This is a genomic window from Synechococcus sp. PCC 7336 (assembly GCF_000332275.1).
GTDB lineage: Bacteria > Cyanobacteriota > Cyanobacteriia > Thermostichales > PCC-7336 > PCC-7336.
Genome location: NZ_CM001776.1, coordinates 2,343,191 through 2,357,007 on the forward strand (window position 1 = coordinate 2,343,191; position 13,817 = coordinate 2,357,007).

The 13,817-nt window shown below is 54.1% G+C and carries 12 protein-coding genes and 1 tRNA gene; 7 read left to right on the top strand and 6 right to left on the bottom strand.

Annotated elements, in window-relative coordinates:
- The first annotated feature begins 159 nt into the window (after window positions 1-159).
- Window positions 160-2,352 carry an EF-hand domain-containing protein gene (locus SYN7336_RS11140; protein ID WP_017326020.1) on the top strand — a complete coding sequence of 731 codons (2,193 nt, stop codon included), beginning with the start codon at window positions 160-162 and terminating at the stop codon, window positions 2,350-2,352.
- A 292-nt stretch (window positions 2,353-2,644) separates the two neighbouring features.
- Here the strand turns inward: SYN7336_RS11140 and pabB are convergent, their stop codons facing one another.
- From pabB to SYN7336_RS11155, 3 genes are all read right to left on the bottom strand, one after another.
- Window positions 2,645-4,378 (bottom strand): aminodeoxychorismate synthase component I, encoded by a 1,734-nt coding sequence (pabB, locus tag SYN7336_RS11145; protein ID WP_026100907.1) that lies wholly within the window; start codon window positions 4,376-4,378, stop codon window positions 2,645-2,647.
- Between the two features lie 48 nt (window positions 4,379-4,426).
- Window positions 4,427-5,320 (bottom strand): AAA family ATPase, encoded by an 894-nt coding sequence (locus SYN7336_RS11150; protein WP_017326022.1) that lies wholly within the window; start codon window positions 5,318-5,320, stop codon window positions 4,427-4,429.
- Window positions 5,321-5,472: 152 nt separating this feature from the next.
- On the bottom strand, window positions 5,473-5,673 hold the full coding sequence (locus tag SYN7336_RS11155; protein WP_026100908.1) for a hypothetical protein: 201 nt from the start codon (window positions 5,671-5,673) through the stop codon (window positions 5,473-5,475).
- 232 nt (window positions 5,674-5,905) lie between these two features.
- Here SYN7336_RS11155 and SYN7336_RS27945 point away from each other — a divergent pair, with 232 nt between their 5' ends.
- Both SYN7336_RS27945 and SYN7336_RS11165 read left to right on the top strand, forming a co-directional pair.
- Window positions 5,906-6,532: a metal-dependent hydrolase gene (locus SYN7336_RS27945; RefSeq protein WP_017326024.1), complete on the top strand. Its 627-nt coding sequence runs from the start codon at window positions 5,906-5,908 to the stop codon at window positions 6,530-6,532.
- A gap of 29 nt (window positions 6,533-6,561) precedes the next feature.
- Window positions 6,562-6,798 carry a hypothetical protein gene (locus SYN7336_RS11165; protein ID WP_017326025.1) on the top strand — a complete coding sequence of 79 codons (237 nt, stop codon included), beginning with the start codon at window positions 6,562-6,564 and terminating at the stop codon, window positions 6,796-6,798.
- A 178-nt stretch (window positions 6,799-6,976) separates the two neighbouring features.
- Here the strand turns inward: SYN7336_RS11165 and SYN7336_RS25480 are convergent, their stop codons facing one another.
- The 3 genes from SYN7336_RS25480 to SYN7336_RS11180 all read right to left on the bottom strand — a co-directional run bounded on the left by SYN7336_RS25480 (window position 6,977) and on the right by SYN7336_RS11180 (window position 9,199).
- Window positions 6,977-7,759 carry a 16S rRNA (uracil(1498)-N(3))-methyltransferase gene (locus SYN7336_RS25480; protein ID WP_017326026.1) on the bottom strand — a complete coding sequence of 261 codons (783 nt, stop codon included), beginning with the start codon at window positions 7,757-7,759 and terminating at the stop codon, window positions 6,977-6,979.
- A complete protein-coding gene (prmA, locus tag SYN7336_RS11175) occupies window positions 7,729-8,679 on the bottom strand; it encodes a 50S ribosomal protein L11 methyltransferase (protein ID WP_017326027.1) in 951 nt (316 codons plus the stop codon). Before prmA ends, SYN7336_RS25480 begins: the two co-directional genes overlap by 31 nt.
- Window positions 8,680-8,794: 115 nt before the next feature.
- Window positions 8,795-9,199, bottom strand: coding sequence for a DUF4346 domain-containing protein (locus SYN7336_RS11180; RefSeq protein WP_017326028.1), 405 nt, complete (start codon window positions 9,197-9,199; stop codon window positions 8,795-8,797).
- A gap of 148 nt (window positions 9,200-9,347) precedes the next feature.
- Between SYN7336_RS11180 and SYN7336_RS11185 the strand changes: the two genes are divergently transcribed.
- The 4 genes from SYN7336_RS11185 (at window position 9,348) to SYN7336_RS11200 (ending at window position 13,795) form a co-directional block, all read left to right on the top strand.
- Window positions 9,348-9,427: transfer RNA gene (locus tag SYN7336_RS11185), tRNA-Leu, on the top strand.
- The gene (locus SYN7336_RS11190; protein ID WP_227498642.1) at window positions 9,401-10,087 is read left to right on the top strand and encodes a GNAT family N-acetyltransferase; all 687 of its coding nucleotides are present in this window, start codon (window positions 9,401-9,403) and stop codon (window positions 10,085-10,087) included. The genes SYN7336_RS11185 and SYN7336_RS11190 overlap by 27 nt, the downstream gene beginning before the upstream one ends.
- 227 nt (window positions 10,088-10,314) lie before the next feature.
- Complete coding sequence (locus tag SYN7336_RS11195) at window positions 10,315-10,755, top strand: hypothetical protein (protein ID WP_026100911.1); 441 nt, start codon at window positions 10,315-10,317, stop codon at window positions 10,753-10,755.
- Window positions 10,756-10,768: 13 nt separating this feature from the next.
- Window positions 10,769-13,795 (top strand): glycoside hydrolase family 38 C-terminal domain-containing protein, encoded by a 3,027-nt coding sequence (locus tag SYN7336_RS11200; protein WP_038026925.1) that lies wholly within the window; start codon window positions 10,769-10,771, stop codon window positions 13,793-13,795.
- The last annotated feature ends 22 nt before the right edge of the window (window positions 13,796-13,817 follow it).

Sequence of the window (13,817 nt, forward strand, 5' to 3'; positions counted from 1 at the left end):
TTGGCATCTAATGCTAGAATCCCTAAGACTTACTAAGGCTAGAGACTCTTTTCATTCCATTCAATCATCGCGGTCTTAGCCAAGGAGCCAGCCCATTTACGTGTAGTTTTTTCTGCAGACTATCAAGAAAATTGCACAAGCTTTGATTTGGAGTCCTCGATGTTTTCAAATGTTCCTGAAAAACAGATGCATCGCGTTCGATGGGTGCTAACCATTGCCTGGATCGTTCTGATCGTCTCCCTTTTCTACGATCCCATCTCCCCTTGGCTGACCGATCCTTCCAATGCGGCTAGTCCCTTACGTCTCTACTTAAGCGATCCATCAAATCCTACTAGCCCCTTGAGAATCGATCCCGATATCTGCGTTCGGGTGCAGGGAGCATGCCTCGAAGAGAGTCCTTATGCCTTGGGCGCACCAATTTTTTGGGGAATGGTTATTCCCACCGCTGTATTTATTTTATTGGTGTTCGGTCACGATCTGTGGCGACGGATTTGTCCGCTATCGTTTTTGTCTCAGATTCCGCGAGCTTTAGGCTGGGAGCGCAAACGCAAACGGGTAAATGAGAAAACAGGAAAAGTGCGGTATGAATTGGTTAAAGTAGCTAAAGATTCTTGGCTGGCCAAGAATCACTTTTACCTTCAACTTGGGCTTTTCTTCATCGGACTTTCAAGTCGAATTCTGTTCGTTAATTCCGATCGGATTGTCTTGGGCGTCTTTCTCATTGGGACTATCTTGGCTGCGATCTCAGTTGGTTTTCTATATGGCGGTAAATCCTGGTGCCAGTATTTTTGTCCGATGGCTCCGGTACAAAGAATTTACGCCGAACCCAGAGCGATTCTTAACAGCACCGCTCACGCTGGCGATCGCCAACTGGTAACCCAATCGATGTGCCGTACCGTAGCGAAAGATGGCAAAGAACTCAGCGATTGCGTGGCCTGTAAAAGTCCCTGTATCGACATTGATGCCGAGCGATTGTATTGGGAGAGCGTGACCGAGCCCAAACAGCAGTGGCTCTACTACGGCTATACGGGGGTTGCGGTTGGATATTTCATTTATTACTATCTCTACTCCGGCAGTTGGGAATATTACTTCTCGGGTGCGTGGGCGCACGAAGCCGATCAACTGGGTAGTCTTTTCGATGCAGGATTTTATTTGTTCGGCACCCCGATTGGCATTCCAAAACTGATTGCAGTTCCGATTACCCTAGCTATTTTCACAGTGGGTGGATACCTGCTCGGCCGCACTTTAGAACAGCGCTTCAAGGTCTTTTATCTCCGACAGAAGAAATCTGTCGACAAGGGACTCATTCGTCACCGGGTTTTCTCTCTATCGACATTTTTTATTTTCAACTTCTTCTTTGTTTTTGCCGGTCGAAATTTTGTCCGTCTCTTTCCAGATCCACTGCGGCTTTTCTTTCCGCTGCTAATTGTTTTCTGCAGTGCTGTGTGGCTGCATCGCACCTGGCCCAGAAGCCGCACTACCTACCAGAGGGAAGGCTTTGCCTCTCGACTGCGCAAACAGCTCAAGAAACTCGATCTCGATATTTCTCGATTTTTGGAAGGACGCACCCTCAACAGCCTCAATGCTGATGAAGTGTACGTTCTAGCCAAGGTTCTGCCGGGATTTTCTCAAGAAAAACGCCTGCAAGCTTATAAGGGGGTTTTACGAGACTCGCTTGAAGAAGGCTATGCTAAGCCCGATAGTAGTTTGGAAACTTTCCAGCAACTGCGCCAGGAATTGCAAATTTCCGATCGCGATCACGAAACAGTCCTGCAACAGCTAGAGGCCGAGCTCCCCGATCTGTTCAATCCGAACAAGCCTCACGAGTGGGAAAACCTGTTGCGTTTGGAAAGTTATCGAGAAGCGCTATTGGAAATCATTTTGGAGTCTTGGAAAGCCAATTCAGATCGATCGCATATTGGCGATCTATTGCGCGCCTTTTCGAGTAGCAGTTCTAATGTCTCTCTGGAAGAAATTGTGCGAGGCTTGCCTGAATCCGATCTGGCAACCATCAGTACCATTCGTCAGGAATACGGTATTAGTTCGGATGACGAAACAGATGCCCTCAAACTGACAAACCCAGACGAGCTATGGCATTTATTGGCTGGCACCATTGGGATTTCGGGTGTTTTAGAGTCCGAGCAAAATGCCATTCTGGAAAAAGTGTTTCAACAAATCGACGCCGATCGCTCGGGCGATATCTCTCTCCCAGAGCTAATGGCATACATCAAGACCCTAGATCCAGACTGTACCGAAGCTCAAATTCGCGAAATGGTGGAGATGGCAGATGAGAACTCTGACAACAAAATTAGTTATGACGAGTTTTGTGCCACGATCGTCTGTCGGATCTAACGGGCACTCTTCTCGGTACCGGACGCATCCCCAGATTGTGCCTGCGCTTTCGCAATTCAAGCGCGATCGCCGTTTGGGGATGTAAACCGAGTCTAGTTTGAAACCCGTAGTTTTGAGTTCTTCCTACTAGCGCTGCCGCTCGCTGCATTCGCCCCCTAAATCCCCCATTCTGGGGGACTTGAGTGCAATGTCTGAAAACTCCAGATCCCAACATGGACGAGGTTTAGATCGCTACAAGAACCCAGGGTGGTGAAAACAATAGGGCTCGCTCGGGTTCAGTTCAGTTGGTTTTCTACACCAAAATTCCCTCTTGCCACTGGCGGACTGAATTCATCCAGATAATCCGATCGCACGCTCGCAATTCCTCCACCGCGATCGCACGCTCGTGCAGCTTGCCCCGTTGGAGTAAGTGCTGCCGAAATGTCCCCGCCAAGAGACCGCACTCCACAGGTGGGGTAAACCATTCTCCATCCAGCTCGATCGCAAGATTCCCCCAACAGGCTTCCGTTACCTGATTGCGCTCGTTCCACAGCACCACATCGTCACCATCGGGATGGGCGGCAAGGGCTGACTCGTAGACTTCGCGATGGCTGGTTTTGTGGAACAAAAAGAGATTGCTCGAATCAATCGGACGATCGGCCAGTTTCAAGCGGATTGCTGCAGGCATTTCTGGGGCAACGATCGCCGCAAATGTATGACCGATCGACCCTTTGCGATCGACTAAAATCCGCACCTTGTGGGGCTGAGGGGACAACTGTACGGCAATCTTCTCTAACTCGCACTCCACATCGGCGATGGCGAGCGGGATCTGGAAATAGCGGGCAGACCGTTCCAGCCTGAAAAGGTGCTCGGCTAACAAGAAATATCCCGCCGGGGGCTGCCATAACAGCGTTTCCAGCAACGAAAACTCTGGCAACCGGTAGGTCAACACCCGCGACTTTTCCACACATTCGGCATATTCGCGATCGCTGGTGGAGTCCCAGACCACGCCACTACCGACGCCATACTCCGCCTCTCCCGCAGCCTTATCCACCACCACCGTCCGAATCGCCACATTAAATTGGGCCGCCCCGTCCGGTCGAATCAGCCCCAGGCAACCGGTGTAAAGCTTGCGCGGCGAGGTTTCCAAAGCGGCGATCGCCTCCATTGTGCGGGCTTTCGGCGCTCCGGTAATCGAAGCACAGGGGAACAGCGCTCGCATCGTGTCGGTCAGCGAGGTTCGCGCCATTGCCGTCACGGTCGAAGTCATTTGGTGAATGCTGGGATACTGTTCCACCTCAAACATCTGGGGCACCTTCACTGTTCCCAGCTCGGCAATGCGCCCGATATCGTTGCGGATCATGTCCACAATCATCAAATTTTCGGCTCGATCTTTTGGGGATCGCTGCAGCCACCCTCGGTTCGCGGCATCCTCTGCCAGCGTTCGACCCCGTGCTGCTGTGCCTTTCATCGGGCGCAACTCCACCCGATCGCCTAGTTTGCGGAAAAACAGCTCGGGAGAGGCGGAGCAGATGGCAAACTCGTCGGTTTCGAAGTAGGCACAATAGGGGGTGGATTGGGCTTGCACCAAATCGAGGAACAGCGGCCAAGCGCTCCCTTGAAAGTGCGATCGCAACCGGAAGGTGAAATTGACTTGATAGGTTTCGCCGCAGGCAATCTGGGTTTTGATGCGGGCGATCGCCGAGCGATAGTCCTCTAGCGAAATATCGGGTTTCCAATTCGTCAGATGGTAGCGCTCCTCCGATCGCTCGGGAAGCTGAACGGTTTCGATCGCATCGAATAGAGCAAAATACAGCAGCGGAAAATTCCTTGAGGGCTGCGTTTGCAAGACCGAATCGAAGGCGGGAGATGCTTCGTAACTAATAAAACCGACGGCATGCCATTGCTGCTGAGACACCAAGGTTTCCACCTGCTCCAGCGCAGGCAGCACATCATCGAGGCAATCGGCCCGAATAACTTGGCAAGGGCGATCGCAGCGCAGCCAGCGATCGCCTGTAAAGTCTCGAATGACAGTCTTGACGGCCATATCATTTTCGCCAATCTGAAAAACTTCAGCTTTCAACGCAGACGCGGTTTAGTGCATCTGTTGAGGCGTACGATTATATTTTGCTGCTAACTGATTGGTCTCCACGAATTCCCGCTCCTGTAGCATCTGATTTCCCACCTCCAACAGGCGGGCTAAATGAAAATCGATCTGGGCAAAACTCGGCAGCGCCTCTGTGCTATTCACCACCCGCGACGAGATTTTTTCAATGCCGACCTGCTGAATCAAACTCAACACTTGCTCGTCATAAAGACGCGATCGCAAGGCGCTAAAAAAGTCGATCGAACAATCGGCAAACGTTTCCACTAACTTCTTGACATCGCCGGAGGATAAACCATCCGCCTCAAAGATCCCAGTGGCTACCCCGACCCGTTCTGCCAAGGTCGGCTGCCAATAAAACTTTTCCATCCGCCCATCCCGCAATAGCGGATCGTACAGGGTTGAAAAGTCATTGCCCGTCACAATGACGGGCACCCGCCGGATCTTCTCTTCGTTGTAGCTGCCCGGTAACTGCACGTCAGTGGGATTGTCGGCAATATTCATCAGCGTGCCGTTAACCAACTGAGTATTGACGGTATATTGCGTTGTTTGATTCATCCGACCGGCCCCCGCATCCAGATCGTTAATCATCAACACGCACATTCGCCCCCGCACCTTAACTCGCTCTGACGCCTCCCGATAGCGCAGCCGAATCAGTCGCACTGGGTCCCCCGCATCGGGACTCTCCAGCTCTCCAGACGACATCCGAATCGGCTCGATGCCCATCTTGCGAAACACCAATTCGCATTGAAACGACTTGCCCTCCCCCTTAGGACCGTGGATGCCGAGAATGAGGGGAACTTGAATGCCGGGGATATCGAGGAAGTTTTTGGTGATGTGAACGGAAATGCGATCGAGAAAGCGAGGAGCGATGTAGAAACTCATATCAATGCCAAAATCCGACCCCAGTATACAGATGGGAGCCTGTGGAATAGAAAGCCACCCCTCACCTCAAGAGTAAAGGCTTACCCCTGTTGGAGTAAGCCCACTTCTGAACGCTAATGTGATGATTTGCGTTAGAACGCCAGAGTTATTGGCTAGCTCATGGTTGCATGGCTGCGCTCGTAGTTCGTCCGAAAGGTGGGTTGAACTTTACCTTGAATGTGGCCCCAGTAGTCCACTCGATCGGCACTGATACCGACATGAGCGGCAGAGCGGGTCAATAAAGACTGCTGGCGCTGCTTAAGGCGCGTACGATTTAACATTATTAGGCGACGTGCTTCTGAAGAAACGGTCATGGAAACCTCCAAGCGATGGAATAACTAGCTGACGTCCTTACAGTTCCCATACTAGAACAAAATCTTAAAAAGTAGCAAGTGCTACAAAATACATTCTTATGTCATGGAATATTGATGTACGATCTGAGAGATTTTTCAGCTCTGAATGCCTAATCGCTGACAATATCGATAGAGCGATCGGTCTCGCGAGCAGAGGGTTTAAGATCGACTCGCCCCCACTGCGCGCACTGGTGTGAATACCCCATCCCATTTCCTGATTGGCGCGGCAGTTGCCCGCTGCTCCCGCTATCCCGTTGTCACCAGTGCATTTCTGCTGGGATCGATCGCCCCTGACATCCCGCTGTATCTACTTTCGATCGGCGGCTGGGTTTACTACCGCCACTTCCAGGGACTGACCGATCGAGCAGCGTTTCAGCTGATGTTTGACGAGCACTTTTTTCGCGACCCCGTCTGGATTGCCCTTCATAACATTTTACACTCGCCCTTGGTGTTGGCGATCGCGATCGCCATCCTCTGGTCGTCCCGCCGCGCCATCGGCTCCCTCCAGCGCTGGGGATTGCACTTTTTTCTATCCTGCTCGATCCACACCGCCCTCGACATTCTCACCCACGTCAATGACGGGCCACTGCTGCTTTTCCCCCTCAATTGGAGTTTGCGCTTTGAAAGTCCGATTAGCTATTGGGACCACCGCTATTTCGGGCGGGAGTTTACCGTTTTTGAGATTGTGCTCGACTTGCTGTTGATCGTATTGCTGTTCATTTTGCCGAAGTTACGAGGCTGGTTGGGAACTGAGGGAGGGCGATCGGCTCAACCTGCTACCTCAATGCTTGAATCTGAGGCATCCCCTCCGTCAGACTGACAGTGTTGGGTTGTTGAGGCACTGCCGCTATGGATAATGCTGCCATCGAAGCGATGCTGGATGCGTATTTCACTCATCTTTCGGCCATGCAGCCGGGGGACTGGATTGAAGTGTTTGCTGAGGACGCTGTCCTGCGCGATCCGGTAAACACCCGCTCCACAGGTAAAACTGCCATGTTTCACGGAGCCAGCTATGCCCTTCGCAAACCGGTCGCGTTAACTTCCCTATCCGTTCGATCGGGAACTTTTTTCGGAGGCTCGGCTTAGTTGTAAAATCGTTACAATTTAGCAACTTCTTGTTTAGTAAATCCCCGCACAAACTGTTTGACTTAACAAATTCACTGTCTTGAAGTTCACTTATTCATTCACTTTTTGAGGTATGACCCTGCGTCAGGTCATACCTTTTTTCTGTTTGACAGAGATGGGTACCGCCAAGCCAAACCCGTCATCCCCGCAGATCGAACGTTTCCAACTCAGCAGCCACCACACTGGCCACGACCAGAGGAGCCGTCACCGCCCGCAAGATACGCGGTCCTAAATTAACCGCCTCCACCCCTCTGTCCCGTCCAGCCTCTAACTCCTCGTCCGTCCAGCCCCCTTCGGGGCCGATCGCCACAGCAATCCCACCCGAGAGGCGGCTGCGATCGCGTTGCAGGCGATCGAGCAGGCCGAGGGCATCCTCCCTGGCCGCCGCCATCCATCTCACCTCCCCACCCCGATACCGCAGCCATTGCTCCCACGCGAGTGGCTCCAGCACCTCTGGCACAAACACCCGCTCGCATTGCTCCGTTGCCTCTCGGGCGATCGCCCGCCAGCGCTCCACTTTCTTGGCACTGGGCTGCACTAGCGTCCGTTCCGTCAGTAGGGGCACCAGCCGCGACGCGCCTAATTCAGTCAACTGCCGAACTGTTTCATCCAGTCCCGAGCCCTTGGGAACGGCGATCGCCAATTCCAACGACACTGGTAACTCCCGTTGGAGCGGCTGCAAAGCTTCTACCAACTGCGCCCCCCCCTCGACTAACGCAGCCCTCCACAGCAGCCCCGTGCTGTCAAAGGCCAAAAAGTCATCCCCCACCTTCAGGCGACGGACCCGTTCTAAATAGTGGCGCTGTGATTTTTCTAGGGGGAACTGGCGATCGCCTGCCGACCATCGTGCCGCGAGGGTGCCGCGCTCGAAGGCCAGCCGAGGGCAAGACTTTAGTGTCTGCGGACATTCAGGCAACACCATTCCTGCCGCTTCCATAACGCCGCCACCATCCAGCCGTGGGCTTCTAGCGTCTGTGACACCATCTTGGCCTGCTCGATCGCGATGCCGCTCAACACCAACCAGCCATTTTCCCGAATCGCCAATTGAAATTGAGGAATCAAGTCGATCGCGACCTCGGCCAAAATATTGCAGATCAAGCCATCCACCATCCGGGGTAAGGCGTCTAAGCTGCCGCGATGGATTTCGATTTTACCGTCCAGCCCATTGTTGCGGATGTTGAATTGGGTGGCCTCCACGGCAAATGCATCCGTATCGACGGCATACACCCGCTCTGCCCCCAGTTTCGCTGCCGCCAGCGACAAAATACCCGATCCACAGCCAATATCGGCCACGGTCACCTTCTCATTGGGCTCCAGAAACCCCAAGTGCATTTCTAAGGCTTCTATACACAGTTGCGTGGTGGTGTGAGCCCCCGTACCAAAAGCAACACCAGGGTCCATGCGCAAAACGTGGCGATCGCTATTCTCGGGCACTTCTAACCAAGCCGGACAGACCAGAATAGTCTCGCCAATCGCCTGTGGCTGCCAATGCTGCTTCCACGAACTGGACCAGTCTTCCTCTTCCAACCGCTCCCAGTGGACTTGTGGTGGCTCGACACTGCAGAGCAATGCGTCTCGACGCATTATCAGGGCTAGGGCCGAGAGATCGAGGGGGGTAGCCTGCTCGATGGGCATGTAGGCTCGCAGGTGGAGCTGTGGTCCGTCTCGCTCGCTGGACATCCCGTTGCAGCCAAACTCCTGCAAGCGCCAAAAGGTGATGTCTTCTTGCTCTGGGGCGATCGCAATATGTAACTCCCACCAGGCAGAATTGGCAGCGTAACGGGTGGGCTGAGGCTCTAGCCGTTCGTCCTCGTCAGCAATTCTGAGGGAAGCAGTTCGCATAGATTGACTCGTTGAAGATATTGGGAGAAACCGTAGTTCGACGCGAAGTGCGCCGACTGGCCCCCTCCGACTCTAGAATGCCCGATTGAGGTCAGCCTCACTCAACCTAAAAGCGTCAGTCTTGAATGTATGGGCTCCCGTCAATTAAGGCAGTCTCTGCTTTTTGAAATTCTCTGCCCAAATAAGCGGCATGGCCCAGTTGAGAAACGGGGATAGGATCGGTCTGCTCGAACACAGCCACGCTCAATTCTTTCGCGCTGCGACCGGAAAAGGTCTGGAGCAATTGGGTGGGAATCTCTCCTTTGGCAGGCAGGGGCTTACCCGTTGCTGGGTCGATTGCCAGCCCCCGTTCATTCACAACAATGCCGTAATGTTTGGCATAAATCAGCCCTTCGTCGGAATCGACAAAGATGACAAAGTATCCGGCTGGGTCGAGATCGAGATGTCGCGCGGAGAGTTTGCGATCGATTTCGGCCACCTGGCGAGCACTGGAGGAAAGGCGGTTGAGGGAGGAAGTCATCGGAGAACACAGCCTCTAGAAACGCAATTTTAACTTTAATTCTGACAGATTAGCGATCGCCCTCGCACGAGTTGGCAGCGATTGGGCGATCGCGCCCTTTTTGTATGGTGGCATTGCGGCAGTTGAGAATGCTATGCTGACTCCTGCTGCGGACGTGGCGGAATTGGTATACGCGCACGCTTGAGGGGCGTGTGGGCAACCATGAGGGTTCGAGTCCCTCCGTCCGCACTCAAACAATGCAGCAGCGATACCACCACACACCACAGTCGGCCTCCCGAGCAAAGCTTGTGCGGGGATTTGGCCGCTGTTCAGTCTTGCGTCAAGTTTGGAAGGATCGATTCAGTGGATAAGGTGAGGATGCGCCTTCCCAGACCAAAAATTCTGCAGGGCGATATCGAGATCGAACTCGATCGCATGCGCCCTCAAGAAAAGCAGGCAGCGCGCACGTTATTCAATCGGGTCATCGCGGAAGGAATGACCTATGCCTTTAGCAAGCCACTCACGGAGGCAGAGTTTGAGGAGTACTGGATGCCGGGAGACACGTATGTGGTGCGAGCGGACACAGAGCTCTTAGGGGCGTTCTATCTCAAGCCCAATTTTCCCGGTCGCTGCAAGCATATTGCTAACGCAGGGTTTATCGTGCAGTCAGCCTGCCGCAATATGGGAATCGGGCGGTTTATGACAGAGACAATGCTCTCGCTGGCCAAACAGGCGGGCTATGCGGCGGTGATGTTCAATCTCGTGTTTGAAACCAACCATGTCGCGATCGCGCTATGGCGATCGCTGGGGTTTAGTACCATTGGCCGCATCCCTCATGCCGCTCGGCTCAGCAACGGTCAGACCGTCGATGCCCTCATGTTTTATCGAGAGTTGAGTGATATCGCTTGAAGGTTCGTTCAATCTAGAACATATGTTTAAGGAAAATTGCATCAAATAGATCTTTGAGTATGATTTTCCTCAACGGAATGTCAAGAAGTGCGTCCGGGGCTCCCTAGACCGGGTCGATTCTTGTATTATTCTGAGTAAAATATTGCAAACAGAAACATCCGCCCTAAGATGCATACATCCGAGCGGTTTCTCGCTATCTCAAACAACACAGGGGGTCGGGGTCAGCCATGACAAACTACCAATATGACAAGGCAGCTTCCCACCGTGGTTTTATGATTATTCCCTTCGAAGGAGGGAAAATTTCAGGCCGCTCGCTGTTTTCTTACGTATTGCTATCGGGCTATGGCTACCAGCACCAATGGCACAAGACTGAGAATATCGCGGGTGTCTATGCCGAGGATGCTTACGAGGTTGTCAAGCTTGCCAAAGCCCACCTCGATCGCCACAAAGCGATTGGCGGTTCGCCGACCCACTTCACCCTGAGCTATACCTATCTCAACAACCTGATTGTCATTCACGAGGCTGCCGGTCGCTTCTATTACGATCACTACACTCCAGGCAACTTGAACAATATCGCCGCACCCAAGCTGTTTTCGTCGGAGCAGGAGTGCATTGAGTGGGTGCGATTGGGGTTGCTCCGCCGCACGGTTCGGCAGGCGTTAGCTTAGGTTGGCGGAAGGGTTGGACCGGTCTCTGGGGAAAGCGATCGCCTGTTTGAGACAGCAGGCGGTGCTGGATTTGATGGCCGGTTGGCAGGCGAGTCCTGCCGGTGACACTCGCACTTGGTTAGAGCCGGAGCGTCGCATTTGGATGTGGCCGCGAGGGCAGCAACGACAGATCTTCCGACAAACTTGGCAGGTGCCCGATCGCTTAGGGGTATTGCCCTTGGAAGGAGCGACTTTGCGGTTGAAGCTGTTGTGGTGGGCCGCAGCGGCTGAGATTTGGGTGAATGGCGATCGCGTTTGTGCAGGGGATTTATTCGATCGCGACTGTCGCCTGCCGCTGTCGGTAGCGGCGATCGCGGGGGAGCGCTTCGAGCTGGAACTGCGGCTAGAGAGCCCCGGCCACGACGATGGGGCCTTGATGGTTTCGCAGATCGTGGCGGAATATCCCCAGCGGGTTTGCGATCCGGGACGGTTGGCGGATGAGCTGGCGGTGCTGCAGAGTTGTCGGCCACTGTTAGACTCCGGCGAGGATGAAACGGCTTGGGATGGGCAGGCGTGGGGCGATCGCTTGCTAGAGGTCTTCGAGCGGCCCATTGACGACCGGATCTGGGAGCAACTGGGGCAGTTGCGGGGGGAGTTACTGCCCTTCGGTCGCCAGTTGAAGCAGCGACGGGTGTATTTGTTGGGGAATGCCCATATTGATGTGGCTTGGCTGTGGCCGATCGCCGAAACGCAGGCGGTGGTGCAGCGCACGTTTGAGTCGGTGCTGAACTTGCAGCGGCAGTTTCCCAAAATGACGTTTAACCAGAGCACGGCACTGTCCTATGGGTGGATCGAACGGCATTATCCCGCACTATTTGAGACCGTTCGGCAGGCGGTGCAGCAGGGGTGGTGGGAGCTGACGGGGGGCATGTGGGTGGAGCCCGATTGCAATTTGCCCTGCGGCGAGGCGTTGGTGCGGCAGGTGCTGTACGGGCAGCGGTATTTTCGCGAGCGCTTCGATCGGCAGGTGAAGGTGGCCTGGAATCCCGATAGTTTCGGCTTTTGCGGGCAGTTGCCGCAAATTTTGGCCAAAAGTGGGTTTGAGGTGTTTATCACCCAAAAGCTCACTTGGAATGACACGAATTCATTTCCCCATCAGCTGTTTTGGTGGGAGGGGTTGGATGGGTCGCGCATTCTGACCTATTTCTGCAATGAATTGGGGCAGGGGATCGAGCCGGAGGCGATCGCCCAGTCTGTCGTGCAATGGGAGCGCGATTGCGGCACGCGAGAGTCTTTATGGCTGTATGGGGTGGGGGACCACGGCGGCGGCCCAACGGCGGATATGTTGAATGTGGCCAGCAGTTGGGGGCAAGATGACTTGTTTTTCTCGTTGGAGCCTGCCACGGCAGAAGCGTTTTTCGATCGCCTCAAACCCAACTTAGACCAATTGGAGCTAGCGGTTTGGCGGGATGAGCTGTACTTGGAGTTTCATCGCGGCACCTATACTTCTAAGGCCGATCGCAAGCGTCAGAATCGCCAGCTAGAAGTATGGCTGACCAATGTTGAGAAGTTGAGGGCGATCGCCGCGATTGAGGCCAATATTCCCTATCCCCAACAGGATTTGCAGGCAGCTTGGCAAACCTTTTTAACCAACCAGTTTCACGATATTTTGCCGGGATCGGCGATTCCAGAGGCGTTTGCGGATGCCGATCGCGCCGATGGCGAGGTTCGCCGAGTTTGCCGAGAGGCGATCGCCGCACTGGCGGACGGCAATGGCGATCGCGATCGCTTCTCCGTCTGGAATTTATTGAATTGGGAACGCCGCGAGTTAGTGGAGTTGTCGGATACCGATTGGAATTTAGAAAACGTTTCAGGCGTTCTGGAGATCGAAACTTCGCAGGTGCTGCCAATCCAAGTGACAGATTCTGGCCTGATGTTTCCGGCCCGAGTCGCCAGCATGGGAGCTGCCCAATTCCAATTGCTGCGAGGGGCGATCGCGGCATTGCCCGAGGTGGATTCCCCATTGGAGGTCGCTGGCGATCGCCTAGAGAATCGGTATGTGCGGGTGCAGATCGATTTGAAGACAGGGGAGATCGGCCAAATTGTCGATAAGCGTTCCGGTCGGGCGCTGTTGTCGGGCAATGCGGAGCTGCAGGTGTTTGACGATCGCGGTCAATATTGGGATGCCTGGAATATCGATCCCGAATACGAAGCCAAGCGGCTGGAGGGTTTAAAGCTGGTTGCGATTGAAGTGGTGGAGTCGGGACCGTTGCGGGCCTCGGTAAGGGTGGTGTGGCAGTTTCGGCGATCGCGCCTGCAGCAGGAGATTCAACTAGAGGCGGATGCTGCCTTTGTGACGGTGTGCAATCAATGGGATTGGCAAGAGAGTCATCTACTGCTCAAAGCCAATTTTCCGTTGGCCTTTTCCGCGCCGCTGGCGACCTATGAAATTCCGTTTGGAGCGATCGAGCGCAGTACGTTAGGGGAGACCTCACAAGAGCGGGCCAAGTGGGAAGTGCCTGCGTTGCGGTGGGCCAATCTGAGTGGCGACGGCATGGGACTGGCGGTCTTGAATGATTGCAAGTATGGCTACGATGCCAAGCCCAATGGGCTGAGATTGACCCTGTTGCGATCGCCCACTTGGCCCGATCCTAACTCCGATTTAGGCCGACACGAGTTTGTCTATCGTCTGGTTCCCCATGCGGGCAATTGGCGAGCTGCGGGCATTGTGCGCCAGGGCTGGCATCTGAATAACGCCCTCTATCCCTTGCCACAGGGGAGTATTTCTGGCGATCGCCCCCTCATCGAGATTGACAGCGAGGCGATCGTGCTGGCGGCTTGGAAGCGGGCAGAAGACGGCGCGGGCTGGATTGTGCGGTTATACGAGTCTTGTGGGGAAAGTGTCACCACTGAGGTGCAGGTCTCGCAGGCGATCGGTTCGCTGCAGGTTTGCGACCTGTTGGAGAATGCTATGTCTGAGTTGCCCGCACGAGGCGATCGATTTGCAGTCACGTTTAAGCCTTTTGAAATTCAGACTTACAGACTTCAATTGCAAGCTTGATTGATGCGGGTGTCTCTCAATC

What these genes read in the sequence shown, in the direction of transcription:
- SYN7336_RS11140 (WP_017326020.1), top strand. Translation starts at nt 160, where the DNA reads ATGTTTTCAAATGTTCCTGAAAAACAGATGCATCGCGTTCGATGGGTG.
- pabB (WP_026100907.1), bottom strand. Translation starts at nt 4,378, where the DNA reads ATGGCCGTCAAGACTGTCATTCGAGACTTTACAGGCGATCGCTGGCTG.
- SYN7336_RS11150 (WP_017326022.1), bottom strand. Translation starts at nt 5,320, where the DNA reads ATGAGTTTCTACATCGCTCCTCGCTTTCTCGATCGCATTTCCGTTCAC.
- SYN7336_RS11155 (WP_026100908.1), bottom strand. Translation starts at nt 5,673, where the DNA reads ATGACCGTTTCTTCAGAAGCACGTCGCCTAATAATGTTAAATCGTACG.
- SYN7336_RS11165 (WP_017326025.1), top strand. Translation starts at nt 6,562, where the DNA reads ATGGATAATGCTGCCATCGAAGCGATGCTGGATGCGTATTTCACTCAT.
- SYN7336_RS25480 (WP_017326026.1), bottom strand. Translation starts at nt 7,759, where the DNA reads ATGGTGTTGCCTGAATGTCCGCAGACACTAAAGTCTTGCCCTCGGCTG.
- prmA (WP_017326027.1), bottom strand. Translation starts at nt 8,679, where the DNA reads ATGCGAACTGCTTCCCTCAGAATTGCTGACGAGGACGAACGGCTAGAG.
- SYN7336_RS11180 (WP_017326028.1), bottom strand. Translation starts at nt 9,199, where the DNA reads ATGACTTCCTCCCTCAACCGCCTTTCCTCCAGTGCTCGCCAGGTGGCC.
- SYN7336_RS11190 (WP_227498642.1), top strand. Translation starts at nt 9,401, where the DNA reads ATGAGGGTTCGAGTCCCTCCGTCCGCACTCAAACAATGCAGCAGCGAT.
- SYN7336_RS11195 (WP_026100911.1), top strand. Translation starts at nt 10,315, where the DNA reads ATGACAAACTACCAATATGACAAGGCAGCTTCCCACCGTGGTTTTATG.